Annotated in this window: 19 protein-coding genes; 5 read left to right on the forward strand and 14 right to left on the reverse strand. The window is 47.5% G+C overall.

The window, feature by feature from the left end:
• The first annotated feature begins 53 nt into the window (after window positions 1-53).
• The gene (locus tag ACED36_RS04455; protein WP_029486698.1) at window positions 54-1,097 is read left to right on the forward strand and encodes a glycosyltransferase family 9 protein; all 1,044 of its coding nucleotides are present in this window, start codon (window positions 54-56) and stop codon (window positions 1,095-1,097) included.
• A gap of 1 nt (window position 1,098) precedes the next feature.
• Here the strand turns inward: ACED36_RS04455 and ACED36_RS04460 are convergent, their stop codons facing one another.
• Window positions 1,099-1,881: a glycosyltransferase family 2 protein gene (locus tag ACED36_RS04460; RefSeq protein WP_016961897.1), complete on the reverse strand. Its 783-nt coding sequence runs from the start codon at window positions 1,879-1,881 to the stop codon at window positions 1,099-1,101.
• Window positions 1,878-2,936 (reverse strand): glycosyltransferase family 9 protein, encoded by a 1,059-nt coding sequence (locus ACED36_RS04465; protein WP_016961898.1) that lies wholly within the window; start codon window positions 2,934-2,936, stop codon window positions 1,878-1,880. Before ACED36_RS04465 ends, ACED36_RS04460 begins: the two co-directional genes overlap by 4 nt.
• Before the next feature lie 121 nt (window positions 2,937-3,057).
• On the opposite strand from ACED36_RS04465, the gene ACED36_RS04470 reads away from it, so the two are divergent.
• Window positions 3,058-3,771, forward strand: a complete 714-nt coding sequence (locus ACED36_RS04470; protein WP_016961899.1) for a 3-deoxy-D-manno-octulosonic acid kinase — start codon at window positions 3,058-3,060, stop codon at window positions 3,769-3,771.
• 22 nt (window positions 3,772-3,793) lie between these two features.
• Here ACED36_RS04470 and waaA read toward each other — a convergent pair whose 3' ends face one another.
• From waaA to rfaD, 10 genes are all read right to left on the reverse strand, one after another.
• Window positions 3,794-5,068 (reverse strand): lipid IV(A) 3-deoxy-D-manno-octulosonic acid transferase, encoded by a 1,275-nt coding sequence (waaA, locus tag ACED36_RS04475; RefSeq protein WP_016961900.1) that lies wholly within the window; start codon window positions 5,066-5,068, stop codon window positions 3,794-3,796.
• A 79-nt stretch (window positions 5,069-5,147) separates the two neighbouring features.
• A complete protein-coding gene (locus ACED36_RS04480) occupies window positions 5,148-6,443 on the reverse strand; it encodes a hypothetical protein (protein ID WP_016961901.1) in 1,296 nt (431 codons plus the stop codon).
• 16 nt (window positions 6,444-6,459) lie between these two features.
• On the reverse strand, window positions 6,460-6,861 hold the full coding sequence (locus ACED36_RS04485; protein ID WP_016961902.1) for a GtrA family protein: 402 nt from the start codon (window positions 6,859-6,861) through the stop codon (window positions 6,460-6,462).
• Between the two features lie 2 nt (window positions 6,862-6,863).
• The gene (locus ACED36_RS04490; RefSeq protein ID WP_016961903.1) at window positions 6,864-7,826 is read right to left on the reverse strand and encodes a glycosyltransferase family 2 protein; all 963 of its coding nucleotides are present in this window, start codon (window positions 7,824-7,826) and stop codon (window positions 6,864-6,866) included.
• 59 nt (window positions 7,827-7,885) lie between these two features.
• Window positions 7,886-8,764 (reverse strand): hypothetical protein, encoded by an 879-nt coding sequence (locus tag ACED36_RS04495; protein WP_016961904.1) that lies wholly within the window; start codon window positions 8,762-8,764, stop codon window positions 7,886-7,888.
• Window positions 8,765-8,836: 72 nt separating this feature from the next.
• Complete coding sequence (locus ACED36_RS04500; RefSeq protein ID WP_016961905.1) at window positions 8,837-9,901, reverse strand: glycosyltransferase family 9 protein; 1,065 nt, start codon at window positions 9,899-9,901, stop codon at window positions 8,837-8,839.
• Window positions 9,891-10,946, reverse strand: coding sequence for a lipopolysaccharide heptosyltransferase II (gene waaF / locus ACED36_RS04505; RefSeq protein WP_016961906.1), 1,056 nt, complete (start codon window positions 10,944-10,946; stop codon window positions 9,891-9,893). The genes ACED36_RS04500 and waaF overlap by 11 nt, the downstream gene beginning before the upstream one ends.
• Window positions 10,943-11,533 (reverse strand): acyltransferase, encoded by a 591-nt coding sequence (locus ACED36_RS04510; RefSeq protein WP_016961907.1) that lies wholly within the window; start codon window positions 11,531-11,533, stop codon window positions 10,943-10,945. Before ACED36_RS04510 ends, waaF begins: the two co-directional genes overlap by 4 nt.
• Window positions 11,534-11,544: 11 nt before the next feature.
• On the reverse strand, window positions 11,545-12,486 hold the full coding sequence (lpxM, locus tag ACED36_RS04515) for a lauroyl-Kdo(2)-lipid IV(A) myristoyltransferase (RefSeq protein ID WP_026024211.1): 942 nt from the start codon (window positions 12,484-12,486) through the stop codon (window positions 11,545-11,547).
• Window positions 12,487-12,552: 66 nt separating this feature from the next.
• On the reverse strand, window positions 12,553-13,497 hold the full coding sequence (gene rfaD / locus ACED36_RS04520; RefSeq protein ID WP_371732858.1) for an ADP-glyceromanno-heptose 6-epimerase: 945 nt from the start codon (window positions 13,495-13,497) through the stop codon (window positions 12,553-12,555).
• A 104-nt stretch (window positions 13,498-13,601) separates the two neighbouring features.
• Between rfaD and ACED36_RS04525 the strand changes: the two genes are divergently transcribed.
• The 3 genes from ACED36_RS04525 to tdh all read left to right on the forward strand — a co-directional run bounded on the left by ACED36_RS04525 (window position 13,602) and on the right by tdh (window position 16,695).
• Window positions 13,602-14,249, forward strand: a complete 648-nt coding sequence (locus ACED36_RS04525) for a TetR/AcrR family transcriptional regulator (RefSeq protein WP_016961910.1) — start codon at window positions 13,602-13,604, stop codon at window positions 14,247-14,249.
• A gap of 202 nt (window positions 14,250-14,451) precedes the next feature.
• Window positions 14,452-15,648 (forward strand): glycine C-acetyltransferase, encoded by a 1,197-nt coding sequence (locus ACED36_RS04530; protein WP_016961911.1) that lies wholly within the window; start codon window positions 14,452-14,454, stop codon window positions 15,646-15,648.
• 6 nt (window positions 15,649-15,654) lie between these two features.
• Complete coding sequence (gene tdh, locus ACED36_RS04535; RefSeq protein WP_016961912.1) at window positions 15,655-16,695, forward strand: L-threonine 3-dehydrogenase; 1,041 nt, start codon at window positions 15,655-15,657, stop codon at window positions 16,693-16,695.
• An 82-nt stretch (window positions 16,696-16,777) separates the two neighbouring features.
• On the opposite strand, the gene ACED36_RS04540 is transcribed toward tdh, so the two are convergent.
• Window positions 16,778-17,521 (reverse strand): divergent polysaccharide deacetylase family protein, encoded by a 744-nt coding sequence (locus ACED36_RS04540; protein ID WP_016961913.1) that lies wholly within the window; start codon window positions 17,519-17,521, stop codon window positions 16,778-16,780.
• Between the two features lie 16 nt (window positions 17,522-17,537).
• Window positions 17,538-18,701, reverse strand: a complete 1,164-nt coding sequence (locus ACED36_RS04545; RefSeq protein ID WP_016961914.1) for a peptidoglycan DD-metalloendopeptidase family protein — start codon at window positions 18,699-18,701, stop codon at window positions 17,538-17,540.
• Window positions 18,702-18,706 lie beyond the last annotated feature (5 nt).

Here is an 18,706-nt window from a genome sequence, read left to right on the forward strand (position 1 = left end):
AATTGCCATCATCCGGTATGATCGGCAACGAGAACCGTAAACTGGGACACACAATGAAAAAAATCCTTGTCATCCGTAACGATAAAATTGGCGACTTTATGTTGGCATGGCCCGCATTTGCGATGTTGAAAGAATCACTGCCAGAGGCAGAGATTACCGCTTTGGTGCCGTCTTATACTAAAGCGCTGGCAGCGTTATGCCCATCGATTGACAAGGTATTGGTTGATTGTGGAAAAGATGCAGATAAGTTGAGAAAAAAAGAGCTGGTGACAACGATCAAAGCGAACGATTTTGATGCGTCTATCTGTCTTTTTTCAAACAGTTATAATGCGACCCTAGTATGGAAAGCTGGCATCCCATTTCGCTTAGCGCCAGCGACGAAAATCTCTCAGCTTTTGTATAACCATCGCATCACTCAGCGTCGTTCTCAATCGGCAAAACCTGAGTATGAGTATAACCTCGATTTGGTGCGTGCCTTCTTGGCGAAAATCGGTGTGGAGGCGAAGGAGCCATCAGCGCCTTATTTGGCATTTCCTACCAGTGAACAGGCGGCACAGAAAACTAAATTGGCACACGCATTGGCGATTGATGAAAAGACGCCTTGGCTTTATGTTCACGCTGGTAGTGGCGGCTCAGCCAATAACCTTTCTTTAATGCAATATGCGGATCTTGTGGCAGGTATCTGTAAAAAGACGAAGGTTGAAGTGGTGCTCACCGCAGGACCAGGGGAGGCGAAGAAAGCCGCTGAACTGCAAGCCTTGCTGTCGATCAAAGGCATTGATTCTGTGGTTTATGATAAGAACGATGGCTTGCAGGATTTCACGTGTTCGATTGCTTGTGCTGATGCATTTATTGCAGGCTCGACTGGGCCGCTTCACATAGCGGCGACCTTGGACGTGCCGACAATTGGCTTTTTTCCTGCGAAGCGAAGTGCGACACCACTTCGCTGGCGACCGATCAATAGCGATGGTCATCACCTTGCGTTTTCGCCACCGACCGACAAAGACAAAAACGTCGCGGCAGATATGTCGAAGATTCATATCCGCGCCATCCTGCCAGACGTGAATGCATTTTTAGCGCGATTGATGGAAAGCTGATTTAGTTCGCACGGCTGTCATTGTCGCGAATCCAAAGGTCTGCGTATTTAACGAAAGTGGAATGCGCAGACAGTACGGCAATTAAAAAGCCCTGCTTCCCGTCTAAGAATCCACGCTTTAACAGATACATTTTCAAAAAGCAGCCGATAGCATGAGTAATGCCCTGACCAATACTGCTTTTCTTACCTCTAGCCTGACGTCCATCCGCCCATGACTTTGCGTAGAACGCAGATTTCACGAGATATTGGTGAAGGTCACGGTAAGAGTAATGCAGCATATCGCCGTCTAAGGTTTGTTTTTTACAGCCTTGTGGCTCAATAATTTTTTCGTGTACTAAGGCATCGTTGTAGCCTGTGTACTCACGCGGATAGACACGGATAATCTTATCGTACCAGCCTGAATGTTTGAGAAATCGGCCAAATACCCAAGTTGTGCGGCGCAAAATGAAGAGAGTCTTCTCGGATGGTTTTGCAAGAACATTAAGAATGCTCTGTTTAAGTGGCTCAGTGATGACTTCATCGGCATCAATGGCCAAAATCCAATCTTTAGTGGCGTAGCGTTGCGCCAGTTGTTTTTGCTTTCCAAATCCGGGCCACTCGGCGTTGATATGCACTTTGGCGCCTGCCGTTTGCGCGATGTTCACTGTGTTATCTGTGCTGCCAGAATCGACGACGATGATTTCATCGACCCAATCTAGGGACGCCAAACACTCTGGCAAAATCTGCTCTTCATTTTTGGTGATGATAATAGCGCTAATGGATGCGCGTTGTTGAGCTTGGCTCATGAGCAGAGTCCTTCTTTCTCGACCACTTCGTCAAAGCGAGCGATCACGTGATCAATAGTAATGCGTTGCATGGCGTCAGGATCTTTGACGCGGGTTCGCCATGAGACTTTACTGGCTAACTGCCCGGTTTCGGCCTTGATGGCTTCATCATAAGCGCTCACGACATATTGACGCCAGTTGTAAGGGCCCGTGCGTGCTGGATTGTGGTGGGCATACAGACCAATCACAGGCGTGTTGACCGCGTTGGCAAGATGCGCAGGGCCGCTGTCTGGTGCCAGTACCAGCGCCGCTTCTTTTTCTAAGGAGAGCAATTGAAGCAAGGTGGTTTTACCAATCAGATTTTTTACTGGGTGAGTCAGCTTTTGCTCAATAGCTTGTCCAAGTTCAATTTCTATCTTACCTGGGCCACCTGCCAAGATAACGTCAAAGCCTTTCTCGATAGCGTGCTCAATGACGCCAGCGTAGCCTTCGGCGGTCCAATTTTTAAATGCCTTGCTTGCTGCGGGTGCGACGATGAGAGTTGGCTTGTCACTCATCTGCGATTGCGCCCACGCGGCATCGTTATCCGATATGGGTAATGACCACGTAGGTGTTTGAGGTGCGAGCCCTAACGTTTCGGTAAAAGCCATAAATCCGTCAAGTACATGAAGTGATTGCGGAGAAGGGACTTTGATGTTGGTAAACCATGACTGCAAATCGCTGGCACGCACTTTGTCAAAGCCGAGCGTATAGCGCGCCTTAATACCCACCGAAAGTAAGCTGGCACGAATCGCACTTTGCATATGAAGCAGTGCATCGAAGCGTTTTCCCTTTAGTGCTTTCCACACCGTTTTCATGCCTTTGAAGCCAAGCTTCTTATCAAACGCAATCACCTCGACATCTGGCAGCAATGGCGTGAGCAGTGCCGCTTCGGCCTTGCCTGCTATCCAAGTGATGTGGGTTTCTGGCCATTGAGCTTGGATCGCTTGAACCGCGGCGATGGCGTTGCATACGTCGCCAATGGCAGACAAACGCAGAATACACAGTGACGTTGGTGGGGTCGAAAATAGGGCCATGATGATGCTTATAGGATTTTGATGGTTGAAATTATGCAGTTGCCGATCCGCAATGTAAAATGCAACTGCACGTCATGGGCGCTAGCCGATGCGTTTTTCGCGAATATGCAAAGGAATCTCTGTGGATCTATTGGTCGATAACAACACGCGCATTTGGTATGACAAATCCCTGTTAAGTGAAGATCCGGCACGCTGTTTTGACGTTGAGTTCTGGCAGAATAAAAATGCCGTGATTGGCTCCGCTTCTGGGCGAGGCACTACTTGGTTTGTGCAAACTGCGTCTGTGCCTGCGGCACTGCGTCACTATCGGCGTGGTGGTTTGTTCGGCAAATTGGTTCGTGATAGCTATGCGTTTACCGGATGGGGAAACACCCGCTCGGCGCAAGAGTTTCAGCTACTGACTTATCTGCGTGAAAAGGGCATATCAGTACCACGTCCGATAGCTGCTCGAGCGATTCGGGATGGATTGACCTACCAAGCGGACTTGCTGGTGGAAAAAATCGATGGCGCAAAAGATTTGGTCGATATCTTGATGGAAGCCCCGCTCGAAGCTTCTCATTACCACCGGATTGGCGTCATGGTGAGAAAGCTTCATGATGCTGGGGTGTGTCACACTGATCTCAATATCCACAATATTTTGCTCGATACCACAGGCACGTGCTGGTTAATTGATTTTGATAAATGCGGCAAAAAAACAGGGGAAGGCTGGAAGGCATCTAATCTCAGCCGCTTGCTTCGCTCATTTCGAAAAGAGCTGAACAAGCGACAAATCCAGTGGCAGGAAACAGATTGGGATGCGTTATTGATTGGTTATCAAGAGCAAGCAGTTAGATAATCTGGAATCTGCAAATTATTAGTTATTGTTTCTGGGCATCAATCCACGGTGCTATCGCTTCAAGTGTTTTAGCGACCGCGCCACGGTTTCTCTCCACCACATTCAGCGCGGCTTCTCCTGCTTGTTGGCATTTCTCTGGGTTGTTCATGAAACCCAATAGCGCATTGGCAATGTCTGAGGGCGCTTCTTGCACTTCACAAGCACCGGCTTCAATCAACTGATCGCCAATCACCTGAAAATTAAAGTAGCTTGGGCCTGTGATTTGAGGCTTCCCAAGGGAAGCGGGCTCTAGCAGGTTATGCCCACCCAGTTTCTCACCCATTAAACTGCCTGCCATAAAGGTCACGGTCGACGTGGCAAGCAAGGTCATCATTTCACCCATGGTGTCGCCCAAATACACTTGCGTATTGTCATTAATAGGCTGTGATTGGCTGCGACGTGACAGTGAAAATCCTTTCTGTTCAATCAGTGCTGCAACGTCGCCGAAGCGTTCGGGGTGGCGTGGAACCAGCACCAATAAAGCGTCGGGTTGTTTCGCCAACAGCGCTTGATGAGCGTCGAGTAAAATCTCGTCTTCTCCTGGATGCGTACTTGCTGCAACCCATACTGGACGTTGTTTAAGTGCTTGTTTCAGCGCGACGACAGCATGGTTAGATTCATCAAATTCAGGTAAATCAAATTTCACTGAGCCTGATACGGAAACATGCTGTGAATTGACGCCAAGTTGAATGAAACGATCAGCATCGTCTTTAAATTGGCAAAGAATGTGGTCGATATTGTTTGAAAGCAGATTGAATAGCGGCTGTACACGCTGATAGCCGCGCATCGACTTTTCCGACAGTCGTGCATTCATTACGATGATTGGGATGCCTGCTTGTTTCACTGCCGTTAAGGTATTCGGCCAAAGCTCGGTTTCCATGATCAACATGATTTTTGGATTCATGCGTTTCAAAAAGCCGCTGACAGCAAAGCCAAAGTCGATCGGCATGTACCTGTGTTCTATTCCTTCACCAAGCTTGCTTGCAATCGCAGCACCTGTTGTCGTTGTGGTGGTAACGAGTATCGAAGCGTCTGGGTATGTCTTGCGAAGCGCCAGAATAATCGGTTTTGCGGCAATCACTTCACCGACGGAAACAGCATGAATCCAAATTGGACGTTGGCCTACAAGTGCTGGCGTTCTTCCAAAATGCTCAACCCAGCGCTTACCCACACGAGGTTTCCCATCTTTGGCGCGATAGAGACCCAGAAGAAGAAAAGGGGCAGCGATGAAAAGTAAAAGGGTATAAAGAAGGCGCACACGAAAACCTTGTTTGGAAAACCTGGGGCTAGTTTACAACAAAGGGCTCGATATCGAGCCCTCTAGAAGGAATAAGTGGCTATTTAGACAGTCCTTCATCAATCAGATATTGCTGTACTTGTTCGGCATAATCGACGTTGTAGGAGTATTTGTCGCTGTCGTGCGCCGCAACAAGATTAACCACTAGAAAGAATGCCGACAAGGCAATCAGTCCGCGACTGAAGCGTTCTGGCATTGCAATGCGCCATGTTTCTGCGGCGATCAGCACTGGGATCAGAGCCAGCGGGAAGGTCAGGATTAAATGCCAGTAGGAAAAAGTAATGGGCGAGAGCATGGCGTTGATGATGATGGCCAACACAGTCGCGCCTGCAAACAAGAGCAACCAATGTGTGTCATCTGCAATGGGCTTGTCGCGTTTAATTATGGGTTTGATGGTCTTCCATGCACGCCAGTTCACTTTGGCGGAGATCACCACGGTTGTCGCGCCTACCAAATAAAGTAACGCCTGCCAGCAATACTGAATAGTCATCTGTAGCCAGCTGATGGTGGTGATCCAGTCAAAACTGACATCCGTGATCAGCCGATTTGAAAACATCGTAGAGCCGTAGCGAATCCAATAAAGTACCGCTTTGAGTACCGGGTAAACGTGAACCGCGCCATAACCGATATAGCGATCGCTTTCTCGACTGATACTCTCGTTAACCATGTATTCCTGAAAATAGGGAATAAGAGATGCGAGAACAACCATGCCACCAACCATGACACCCGCCCAATTAGGATGTGCCATTTTACGGTAAAGAAGATAGCAAGAGATGACCGCCAATACTGGCCACGAGTAATGGAATTGCATCGCGCCGCCAATCGCCAGCACATGCAAAAAGCTATAAATGAAAGACGATTTCTCTCGAAGCTTAAATGCCGACCAAAAGTGTAGCGCAGTGAAAAAGCAAAGGTATGCGGGGTTGTAGATTAGGCTGTCATAGAGCAACCATGGGTTCAGCCAATAGGTCACCATAAACACAAGGCGAACAGATGGGCTAAACACCGCTGTTATGACTGCATCAAAAAGAAAGAACGACACCACCCGCAGGGCGATAATCATCAGCATGGGTGACCAAGGGTTATCCCACAAGAGCAGTGGGCCACCGACTATCCACGCAGACAGCGAACCGGGCACATTGCCTACTGCACTGGCCGCGTTGCCAAATGCAAGCCAAACGCCTTGATAGGCACCCAGGTAGCCTTTGTGGAGCATTTGAGTTTGATCGCCAGTTAAGATCTGGTTGCTGGCATACAAAATAGCGAGCATTAGGCCAAGATAGAACCCAGCCCGTTGAAGCGAGGGGGCAAAGCGGGTGAATAAATCAGGGGTCATTGGTTTATCCGTAAAACTAGTCCGTTGAGGGTGGTGTTTCTTTATAAGTCCAAAATCGATGAATAACATAGGTCACCATCGGGATCATAAACACAACCAGCAGCACACGAAGATAACTATTGGTTTCACTGAACAACTCGCTAATTAATTGTGCGATCAAAAGTGCAGAAAACTGCACAATGAAAAACCGCGTTGCATTTTTAAGTGATAGTGATTTTTTGAACACAAATAAAGACTGCATCAAATACGACAAACCAAACGCACAGACGAACCCAATTAGGTTTGCTATGAAGACGTTAGTGGCAAAAAAGAGCAGAAGTGTGAAGGCGATGATGATGTGGGTTAGGCTTGCTAATCCACCGGTCAGACCAAAGCGAATGAGTCGGTATGTGAGTAGCTTTTCAACGAATGGATGCATCACTACTTATCATTATTGTTATTTTCAGTATCTGTCGCGGCAGAATCATTTTCGAGGATATAAACCGGTCGTCTTTTCGATTCCATATATAGACGCCCGATATATTCACCCATGACACCAAGACCGATTAATTGCATGCCACCAAAGAAGAGAACGATGGTGAGCAATGAAGCATAGCCAGGAAGGTCAACGCCAAACATGAGGGTTTTCAGAATAATGGCACTGCCAAAAACAAAGGCAATGGTAGAGATGAACACACCCAGATATAGCCAAACACGTAAAGGTGCGGTACTGAAACTGGTAATGCCTTCTAAGGCAAAATTCCATAGACGCCAGCCATTAAAGCTACTCTCTCCAGCGGCACGTGGCTGCCGCGCATATTCAACAACGGATGTTTTGAAACCTACCCAAGAAAAAATGCCTTTCATAAAGCGCTGGTTTTCAGGTAACAGCTGGATAGCCTGCACTACACGACGAGTGATCAACCGAAAATCACCGACATTATCGGGGATTTCGACGTCTGCGATACTGTTGTGGAATTTATAAAACAGGCTCGCGGTGATTTTTTTTGCAAGTGTATCGCTACTTCTGTCGATGCGTTTAGCGACAACGACATCATAGCCTTTTTGCCATTCTCGCAAAAAATCATGAATAAGCTCTGGCGGGTCCTGTAGATCGGCATCGATCGGAATGATGACCTCGCCCTTAGCATGGTCAAGGCCAGCCGTCAGCGCGGCTTCTTTGCCAAAATTACGTGACAGATTGAGTACACGTATGTGTGTGTTTTTTGCAGCAAGCTCATGAAGAACAGAGAGAGTGTTGTCTTTGCTACCATCGTTGACAAACAGCAACTCGTAGCTAAAGTCAGTTGCAGACATAATCCCAGTGATTTTATCTGTAAACGTATGAATGACTTCTTGCTCGTTAAAGCATGGGCATACGATGGATATTACTGTTTGAGTCATGGAGTTCCATTCCTATGTTTTGGTGAATCAATCCATTAATGCATATTATCTTAGGCGTGTTACTGGGTTCGCCCTTTAAAATACTGCACTTCTTTTGGTGGAAAGATTTTATCAAGGAAGTTTTTTACTTTTCCTTTAATGCTCTTTTCTTTGTAAACCGTCGGCGATGTATCTAAGTCTACGTGTTGAATTCGTTTCAAATCGTCTTCTAAAGATGATCCGGATAGGATTGAGAGCATAAAGAAATCGCCAATTTTTTCATTCCAGTGTGGCTTATTACCCCAGTAGTGGCCAATTTGGTTTTCTGCCGCGACTAATAATGTTGAGTCTTTTAGTGCCACAGAGAATGCAAATTGTTCAACCAATCGTCTTGGGCAGTCTGTCGCACAAATTTCATCACAAATATCAATAGCGAGTGATATGACGTGTTGAGCATCCTTTCGACTCAATGCAATGACACCTGCGTTCCACATTTCGGTTTCTTTATTGATGGTGACACCAGAAAATGTTTTTCCACTCAGTGATTGCCACATTTTTCTGGGTGTTTTACTCGTCATTTCGACAAGTTTCCCTTCGTTTTCATGCATGAAAGAATTGCCTTGGCTTAGGCCAAGTACAATTTTCTCCATGTCACGAACATAGAATGTGTCAGAGTCAACATAGAGTATATCTTGGCCTGCATTATGATGGGCGGCCGTTTCTATTGCTTTCATCTTAATGCGCCAAAAGAAATCGTGGTTACCACGCCATTCATTCATTTTGTTTTGGTCGATCTCAATTACATCGACACGGTCACCAAAATATTTGTAATAACATGGGCGATCGGTCACAACGCAAACCTTAGAAATCAAGTCACTTTGCAAATAAGTAAGAATGGCAAAAGATGCTTGATAGTGATTTTCTAGTCGGTCGCCAAAAGTAAGAAGAGTTAAGATCATTTACATTATCCGTATGTTAGCTATTTGCGGGTGTCACTAAAAATGAACGCGTTATTATCGTTGGTAATTATTTCATTCACTGGTTTTGTTTTCTGTGGCATAAGCGGAAACCATTGAATTTATTATCTGCTCATTGCTAGGGATCGCACAAGATGCGTTCATGACGATATGGTGGATCGGTTCATACCTAGGCGTGTAACGAAATGGAACGGTTGCGTAAAAAATGCCAATAGTGGGCGTGTGCGTGGAAATGGCGACGTTTCTAACACCGGTATCTGGCGCAATCACCAATTGAGCTTTGGCTGTGAATATCAGTAATTCATCGAGCGGGATGCAGGGCTGGATTTCAAAATTGTCATGCGCTGTTAAATGAGAAAGGAAATCTCCTTTCTCATTATCTTTAACCCCTTCAAGAAAGACGTGTTTAACTTCTGGAAACGCTTTTATTGCCATTTCCATCAACGCAATGACTTGCTCGTTTTTAAGGACTTTTCTCGGCTGAGATGCGCCGTTGAAATAAGCAAAGTAAGGGTTATTTGATTCCGACATTATTGCGTGGTCGGGATACCCAAAGTCCAGTCGATTGACAGGGTTATGACCAAGCAAACGTAACATGTCGAGCATGGTTTCGACTTCAGGCTGAAGATCTGAGCGGCAAACTGCGGCATTGTATAGCGTCCCTTTTAGCCAGGATTTATAAGGGAAGCCTACTTTTAGTTTAGCTTTGTTGAGTAGATTGACCCAATATGAACGATTAGTGCATGCCAGGTCGAAAATCAGATCTTGGTCACCCACTTCTCGGAAATTGGCCATTTTATCGCTGAAGGATACGTTGTCTTTTTTGTCTCTGCCGTGCAAAACAACCGTACGATCGACAAGATCGGAAGGCATACCATATTGGTAGGTTGAAAGCGCCACCAACGTAATTTCAGCGTTTGGGAAAAACTTTCTTGCTTCAATCAGAAAGGGGCGCGTAATGACTTGATCGCCTAAAGCAGCATGTCGAATGACCGCAATTTTTTGGACTTTATTTGGGTCAAATTCATTATTCAAGTAGTGCTTGGCGGCTTTAGATGCGTAAGCGCCTTTTTCAAAGCAGGCATATTTTGAAGAAATCTTTGGCTGATTAAATTTCATGGTCTTTCCATTGCGGCGTCGAGATTAAGTCGTGGTATGCGCTGAGTACTTGCTGCGGCATTAGTTTATTGAGGCAATCTAAGTGGCCAAGTGGGCATTCCCGTTTGAAGCAAGGGCGGCATTTGATGTCTGTGTTAACGATTCTTACTTTATTTGAAAGCGGCGGCGTGTACATAGGTGAGCTTGAGCCATATATCGCCACAATATTGGCGTTGACGGCAGCGGCGACATGCATGAGTCCTGAATCGTTTGAAAATACGGTGTGGCATGCAGCGAGCAGATCCACCGCGTCGACTAAGGACGTTTCACCGGCTAAATCAAAGCACATTGATTTTTGATGCTCTGAAAGTGCACTAATAATACCTTCCGTCACTGATTTGTCTTTGGGGCCACCGAAAAGGCACACTTGATTCCCTTCAGTGATCAATTGTTTGGCGATGTAGGCATAGTGTTGTTCAGGCCAGCGCTTTGCTGGGCCAAACTCTGCGCCTGGACACAAACCAACAATGGGTAAATCCGGTGAGATACTGAATCGTTGCAAGCATGCTCGCTGGTTTTTATTGTCTACGTTGAGTGCGGGATGAGGAACGTTGTCTATGGTGACTTCGGACAGCATGCTGCTTTTACTGTGTGCAAGAGCTGCATAGCGTTCAACCATAAATTGAAAAACTTTTCGATCTGGACGCAGGTCATTTAGCAAGCCATAACGCATCTCACCTTTCCAACCAGTGCGCTTAGGCACTTTGGCAAACAGAGGGATGAGTGCAGATTTTGCTGAATTGGGCAGAATGTAGGCATGGCTATAGCGATTGTCGCGTAGTGACTTACCTAACTTCCAGCGTTCAGAAAGGCTAAATTTCCCGTGACCGATAGGCATTTCAATAGCACGATTAACCTCAGGCATACGCTCAAGAATTGGCTTACACCAAGCGGGCGCGAGGACATCAATTTGAGCGTCAGGATTTTGCTCTTTGAGTCGTTTATAGAGGCTTTGGGACATGACCATGTCGCCAACCCAAGATGGGCCAATGATGAGTATATTCATGATGAGTAAGTGAGCTTTTCATCCCAGTGCACGTCAGATTTAATGGTTTTCGCCGGGTTGCCAGCAGCGATGCTGTGAGCGGGAACGTCTCGGGTCACGACGGCATTAATGCCGATAATGGAGCCGTCACCAATATTGCTTCCTTTAAGAACAATGACCCCATCAGCTAACCATACATGATTGCCGATGTTGATGTTCTTGGCAGGGTTGATTCGTGCGCCTGACGAAAGAATGTCATGTCCATCACTTGTCATGACTTTAACGTTGCGCGAAAACATGCAGTCATTGCCGATCGTGAGTGACGTGTTGCTCTCGCGTGCGGATAGGTAACAGCCTTCGCCAATGACACAGTTTTTCCCGATCGTAAGTGCGCAATTGATGCCGTCAATTTCTAGCTGTACACCTTTGAGGTTGGCACCGTCTTCAAACGTCAGCGTGTTTCCCGAACCCTTAATGGAAATATTGCATTTTCGGACCCGAACACCAGAGCCTAGGACAACGGTGTTATTTTTTTTGATTTTGACTTTGTTACGGATCTGAAAAAGTGCGTTATCAAAAAAGCCACTTTTACGGTTGCGACTCTCCATGCTCGCGCTCCTTAATATATCTGGCTACCATCCGGCCTAGATCTCAGCAGATTCATAATCCACATATATTGCCCTGGATCGTCTTCCAAAAACTGCTCGATGCGCTCGTTCATCATGCGTGCGTCTGTTTCTTCGCTGCCTGATGGAAACGGTGCCAGCGGGGGCTGGATGATGACCTCAAAGTTACCAGTTTCTCGGTTATAAACAGGCATAAGCGGCACAATTTTCGCGCGGCTAAGTTTTGCCAATTTACCTAATCCTGAAAGCGTCGCTTTCTGGGTGGCGAAGAGGGGCACGAACACGCTGTGTTCTGGGCCATGATCTTCGTCAGGCAAGTAATATCCTAAATAGCCTTCACGCACGGATTTAATGAAGGGCTTCACGCCGTCTGAACGTTCGTGGGTGCGACCGCCGTACTTGAGACGTTGCACATTCATTAGCCAATCGACCACCCGGTTTTTTTGCTTTTTCACCATAGCAGCAACAGGTAAGCCACGTGAGGCGAGTTGCACTGCGGGGTAATCAATTGCCCAACTGTGTGGTACCAGCAAAATCACTTTCTCGCCGTTTTCAACTAAGTCAGTGAGGATTTCCTCATTACGAAATAACGTGCGTTTTTCCAAGTAGTGCTTGCTGCGCATCATGATGGTGGCAAAGCCAAGCATCACGCATCCTGCGTTAATATAGCTTTGTTCTAAGATCGCAAAACGCTCTTCTTCGGTTTTCTCTGGAAAACATTCTAGAAGATTGACCACGGCACGTTTTTTAGCGCGGTTGTTCATTTTCACCAGTTTTTTGGCGAGAAATTCTGCGAACTTGTCACGTAAACGAAAAGGCACAAAAGCGAGGATCGCGACAAAGAACATGCCTAGCCATGTTCCCCAATAGCGAGGATGAAGGAACGCCCATTCGAATTTGGGTAAATAGGAGTTGGTGCTAGATTCTTGGCTCATAGAGTCGAAACTACAGATAAATCAGAGGGAAGAAAAAAAACGGACCGAGGCCCGTTTTTCAGCCAGTTACTTATTCAGTATTGCCATGTATTCGGCAACGCCTTCAGCGACAGTTTTAAACTCATCGTTGTAACCCGCCGCGCGAACCTTGGTCAGGTCGGCTTGGGTATAGGCTTGGTAGCGGCCTTTCAAGTGATCTGGGAACGGTATTTCTTCCACTTCGCCTTGGTTGTGGTGAGCAATAACCGCGTTAGCCACAGCGCGGAAAGGTTCAGCTCGGCCAGTGCCGCAGTTGAAGATGCCAGAAACGCCGTTTTCCAGAAACCAAAGGTTCATTTTGCAAACATCACCGACGTAGACGAAATCACGTTTGAAGGTATTGCTGCCTTCGAACAGTTTCGGGTTCTGTCCGTCTTTGATTTGGTTGTTCAGGTGGAATGCCACTGACGCCATGCTGCCTTTATGGCCTTCACGTGGACCATAAACGTTGAAGTAGCGGAAACCAGTAATTTGAGAAAGCTTCTCGCCGTGCGCTTCTGCATCCGCCCAAATGCGACGAACATAGTTGTCGAATTGTTGCTTCGAGTAACCGTAAACGTTCAGTGCGCCTTCGTATGGCTTCTCTTCGATGAAGTCATGGTCACGGCCGCCATAGGTGGCAGCAGAGGAGGCGTACAGGAACGGAATTTCACGCTCAAGACAGAAGTGCAGCAACTCTTTTGAATACTCATAATTGTTGAGCATCATGTATTTACCGTCCCACTCGGTGGTGGCAGAGCATGCGCCTTCGTGGAAGATGGCTTCAATCGGGCCGAAATCATCGCCCGCCATGATTTGAGTGATGAAGTCTTCTTTGTCCATGTAGTCGGCGATGTCTAGATCGACCAGGTTCACGAACTTGTTACCGTCTTTCAGGTTATCAACCACCAGAATGTCGTTGATACCTTGTTCGTTCAGGGCTTTAACAATGTTGCTGCCAATCATGCCAGCGCCGCCAGTCACTATAATCATACTTTTACCTAATATCTGACAATGAGAAGACCCCGCCATCACTCTCGCGGAGGCTATGGTAATATTTACATTTCCCTATTGGGCATGAGGATAGCAGTTTAACCATGAAAACCCGTGATCGCATTATTCATTCTGCATTGGCACTGTTTAACGAGCAGGGTGAACCGAATGTCACTACCAATCACATTGCTGCTGATCTCGGGATTAGCCCAGGAAATTTGTATTATCACTTCCGTAATAAGGAAGAGATTATACACAGTATTTTCGATCAATACGCGCTCGATCTCACGGTAGGTTTTCAGCCAGAAGCCCCTGCTGAATCGGATCAACAGCGTCTGCTTGCTTATCTCGATGCGACGTTTCAGTTGATGTGGCGTTACCGCTTCTTCTACGCGAATTTGCCCGATATCTTGCGCCGCGATGCGGTGTTACAAAACAAGTATCTGACGGCGCAACAAAGCCTTAAAACCAACTTGTTTGCGATGCTGGGGCAGTTTCGTGAAACGGGCTGGCTGGATATGGAAGATGAAGCATTGGCGTCTTTGTGCAGCACGCTTAAATTGGTCGCATCGAGCTGGATCTTCTATCAAAGTGCGCAAGCGCCCCAAGCTAAAATCACCCCTGCCGTTATCTATCAAGGCGTCCTTCAGATCCTCAATATGGTGTCGCCAATGACAACCGACAAAGGCCGTGCGGTCGTGGGTGAAATTATTGAGCATTATCGTCAGCAAATGGCGTCTGCGTCTGCGTGATCCATGGCAATAAGATGTGCTAATTCGATAGACGAAGCCTTCCTCATAATTCTATTATCGACCCCCATTCTGATATGTCATACTGCATTAAAAGCATCACTTGGGCATATCAGCTGCATATGGTGCAACAAACACTGTGTTATCAGTGATCTACTGGTTGCACGTTTTAAATCTGTTCCTGTTTTCCTTGATGGAGTGAGCGATGACTGCCGCTTTTTACCAGCAAATCCGCCAGCAGCTTGAAGAAACCAAAGCTGAAGGTCTGTACAAAGATGAACGCGTGATCACTTCTGCCCAACAGGCGAGTATCTCGGTGACGTCCGGCGCTGAAGTGTTGAATTTCTGTGCGAACAATTATCTTGGCTTAGCGAACCACCCAACGCTGATTGACGCGGCGCAAAAGGGCATGGATCAGCATGGCTTTGGTATGGCATCAGTTCGTTTCATCTGCGGAACGCAAGACGCGCACAAAGAGCTTGAGGAAAAGCTTTCTACCTTCCTCGGTATGGAAGACACCATTCTTTATACCTCTTGCTTTGATGCCAACACGGGTTTGTTTGAAACCATTTTGGGTGCGGAAGATGCGATCATTTCTGACGCACTCAACCATGCCTCAATCATTGATGGTGTGCGTCTTTGTAAAGCGATGCGTTTTCGCTATGCCAACAACAACATGGAAGAGCTTGAGCAGCAACTGATCGCTGCCAAAGAAGCCGGCGCACGTAACACGCTTATCGTGACAGACGGTGTGTTCTCAATGGACGGCGTCGTGGCGAACCTGCCAGCGATTTGCGATTTGGCAGACAAATACGGCGCATTGGTGATGGTTGATGACTCTCACGCAGTGGGCTTTATGGGCGCGAATGGTCGTGGTACGCACGAGCACCACGACGTGATTGAACGCATCGATATCATTACCGGCACGCTGGGCAAAGCCATGGGTGGAGCATCAGGCGGTTACACGTCGGGTAAGAAAGAAGTGATTGATTGGCTGCGCCAGCGCTCACGTCCGTACCTGTTCTCGAATTCTCTCGCACCGGCCATTGTGTCTGCGTCTATTCGTGTGATTGACCTGCTGGAAGAAAGCGGCAATTTGCGCACCCAACTATGGGAGAACGCGAGCCATTTTCGTGCGCGAATGAGCGAGGCGGGTTTTACGCTTTCTGGCGCCGATCATGCGATCATTCCTGTCATGCTTGGCGACGCAAAAGTGGGTGCTGAGTTTGCAGAACGTATGATGGAAGAAGGTATCTACGTGGTAGGTTTCTCGTTCCCTGTGGTACCAAAAGGCCAAGCACGTATTCGTACACAAATGTCGGCTGCACATAGCCGCGAGCAATTAGACAAAGCTATCGATGCCTTTATCAAAGTGGGTAAAGACATGGGGCTGATTGAGTAAGTGACAATGACAAACAAAATGAAAGCACTGGCAAAACTGAAACCAGAGCCAGGGATTTGGATGACAGAAGTCGACCTACCAGAAGTGGGTCACAACGATCTTCTGATCAAAATCCGTAAAACGGCAATTTGTGGCACCGATGTACATATCTACAACTGGGACGAGTGGTCACAAAAGACCATTCCTGTGCCGATGGTTGTCGGTCACGAATACGTGGGTGAAGTGGTTGCCATGGGTCAGGAAGTTCGCGGTTTCACTGTGGGCGATCGTGTTTCAGGTGAAGGTCATATCACGTGTGGTCACTGCCGTAACTGCCGTGCCGGCCGCACACATCTTTGCCGCAATACCACCGGTGTTGGTGTTAACCGTGAAGGTGCATTTGCAGAGTACTTGGTGATCCCTGCGTTCAATGCTTTCAAAATTCCTGCGGATATCTCTGATGATCTCGCATCAATCTTCGACCCATTTGGCAACGCGGTTCATACGGCATTGTCGTTTGATTTGGTGGGTGAAGATGTATTGATCACGGGCGCAGGCCCAATCGGTATCATGGCTGCCGCGGTGGCTAAACATGTGGGCGCGCGTCATGTGGTGATCACGGATGTGAACGAATACCGTTTGGATTTGGCACGCAAAATGGGTGTAACCCGTGCAGTAAATGTCGCTGAAGAAAAGCTGGAAGACGTGATGGCCGAACTTGGCATGCGTGAAGGCTTCGATGTGGGCATGGAAATGTCAGGTAACCCGTCAGCGTTCAATGCCATGCTTAAAACCATGAACCATGGTGGTCGTATTGCCCTTCTGGGTATTCCGCCTTCAGACATGGGTATCGACTGGAACCAAGTGATCTTTAAAGGCCTGGTGATTAAAGGTATCTATGGTCGCGAGATGTTCGAAACGTGGTACAAGATGGCGAGCTTGATTCAATCAGGTTTGGATCTCAGCCCAATCATCACGCATCACTATAGTGTGGATGATTTCCAACAAGGCTTTGACATGATGCGTTCAGGCATGTCAGGCAAAGTGATTTTGGATTGGCAGAAGTAATCTTCCCCAATCTTGGATGACTAAAACAATCAAACCCGCTTCGGCGGGTTTTTTAATGCTAGAGCAAAGGTAAAATCGCGGTTTAGGGTAAGAAGGCCTGAGAGATAGGCACTAAATCAACCCGTTGCTGAAGCTCAGGAAGTGCTTTTTGCAGCGTATCGAGTGTGATTGGGAAAGGGTGGGCTATCACGACCGCGATACCTCGTTTTTCTGCCAGTGTGACGGCCAGTTCGAGTTGATCAGAGATAAATGCTTCATTGAGGTAATGGTCGAGAAAGACATGGCGGCGATTGTTGGGGAGCCCATGTTGCTTCGCGATTTTTTGTGCCACCGTATTGACGGTGGTACGGCTGTCGATAAATCCCAATTGCCTGTCGTGGAGCAACTCCATAATCCAATGCATCGGTTCGCTGTGCTGAGTCAGTAAACTGCCCATATGGTTGTTCACCGCAATCGCATGAGGAACGCGATACAGCGCCTCTTGCACGGCCTCTTGCATCTCGAGTTTGGACATATCGAGCGTTAGCACATATGACTCTTGTGGCGCGCCGGGTGGGCTTTGCATGGGCAAGTGAAGCAAGATTTCACGGTGTTGGCTAAGCGCAGTCAGTGCGACAGCGGTATCAAACTCCGTAAATGGGATCACAGAGATACTGATTGCAGCGGGGAGTTTGGCGATATCTCTTGGCATCAGGTCATAGCCGAGGTCGTCAATGATCACCGCGAGCTTGGGTTTCGTTAAGGGGTTCTTCGCCATGGCTGGCATGGCGAGCAGCAGTGCTAAAGAGAGTGTGATGTAGGTGGTGACAGTGACAATCCTTTGCATCTGCTACCGACTCCGCTTACCGCCCGAGCCAAGGGCTAGGGTTAGTGGCATTGCCTTTACGCCGTATTTCGAAGTAAAGGCCGGAGGAGGCTTGCCCGCCGCTGTTACCAACAAGTGCCACGGGGTCTCCCGCTTTTACTGTGTCTCCCACATTGCGCAACAGTGCTTGGTTATAGCCATAAAAACTCATGTCGCCTTTACCGTGATCAACCACCACCATCAATCCGTATCCGCGTAGCCAGTTAGACAACACCACCGTGCCATCATGAGCCGCTTTGACTTCGGCTCCTTCTTTGGCGGAAATGACCATGCCGTTCCAGCGCAATTGACCACTTTGCGGACTGCCATAACTATGCAGTACTTTGCCTTTTACTGGCCACTGCAGTTTGCCTTTGTACTTGCCGAGCCCATCCATTTTGACTTTGGCTTGTTCGGCGGCAACTCTCGCTAATTCTGCGGATTTCTCTAGTTCGACTTTGAGGCTTTTCTCGTTATCACGCAGCTCAGAAAGATAAGATTTGTCGCTTTTGATTTGGCGTTGAATGGCGCTGGCGGTTTTTTTCTGCGCCTGTTGTTCTTTTTCTAGCTTGGTTTTATCGGCCTGAAGTGATGCCAGCACAGTTTTCTGTTTTTCTGTTTGCTGAACCAGCATGCGACGTTTGAGCTGCAACTCGGTATCGGTTGCTGCCAATTCATTGATGGCGTCGGTACGAGCTTTGGAAAGACGTTCGGCATAGACCGTCATGCGATCCAGTTCGTTGGTGTCTTGCCCGCTAAGCAGTGCGTTCAGCTGATTGTGTTCGCCTTGGCGATATTGGCTGTTCAGTAACTCTTTCAGTAGTTCCATCTGTCCGAGTTTGCGTTGCTCCAAGCGCTGACTTTCACGGTTGAGGGCTGCAATGTCGTCTGCCAACGTCGAAAGGATCGCATTGGCGTCACGGATTTTTTTGGCGAAACCACTGATAGATTGCTCTTGCTTTTTCAGTGCAGATTGCAGGCTGTTAAGTTGTTTGCTGCTCGTATTGAGTTGTTGTTCTTGTCGGGAAATTTCATTTTTCACGCCGGATAATTGTTCATCGCTGGCGTTTGATAATGAGCTGACAAGCAGGCATAGCAAAGCGCCAGTGCATAAAGCACTGGCGCGCAATTTTTTCGATAAGCGCAAATTTATTCCCAACATTTTGG

Origin of the sequence: Enterovibrio sp. FF113, from assembly GCF_041439165.1 — a bacterium.
Taxonomy (GTDB): domain Bacteria; phylum Pseudomonadota; class Gammaproteobacteria; order Enterobacterales; family Vibrionaceae; genus Enterovibrio; species Enterovibrio norvegicus_A.